The sequence below is a fragment of the Haloterrigena salina JCM 13891 genome (assembly GCF_000337495.1).
Lineage (GTDB): Archaea > Halobacteriota > Halobacteria > Halobacteriales > Natrialbaceae > Haloterrigena > Haloterrigena salina.
In genome coordinates this window covers 1-360 of record NZ_AOIS01000008.1, presented here as the reverse complement: position 1 = coordinate 360, position 360 = coordinate 1, and the positions used below count along the sequence as shown (strand labels likewise).

1 protein-coding gene is annotated in these 360 nt (G+C 45.3%); it reads right to left on the bottom strand.

Going from position 1 to position 360, the window contains the following annotated elements:
- Positions 1-187 (bottom strand): alkaline phosphatase family protein (locus C477_RS22735; protein ID WP_193366247.1); only part of this gene is annotated, 187 nt, incomplete at its 3' end.
- Between the last annotated feature and the right edge of the window lie 173 nt (positions 188-360).

Here is a 360-nt window from a genome sequence, read left to right as displayed (position 1 = left end):
CATATAAGCCGTGTTTTCCCTGGTTTTTACCTGTTTGAAATGACGCCCACGCCGGGGCAGTGACAGGGGGTGTGGTGCTTTCCAGAACCCCGCTAGGATTTTTATCGAATAAAGACCTGATATGGGGCGTGAATTGTAATAAATCCGTATGGAAGGCATCCAAACCAATTACTACGATCCTGCTCATCAATAGAGTAGGCAACACACAGCCATATATAAGTTTATAGTCCCCCCGGTATTTATATCAAGCAAGCTGCTTAATGTCTCTACGAAGGGAACTATTAGGGAGGTTTCAATTTGAGCTAGTTGCTCGGATTGTTGGATCGATTTCGGGCGCTCTACTAACGGTTGGTTTAGCAC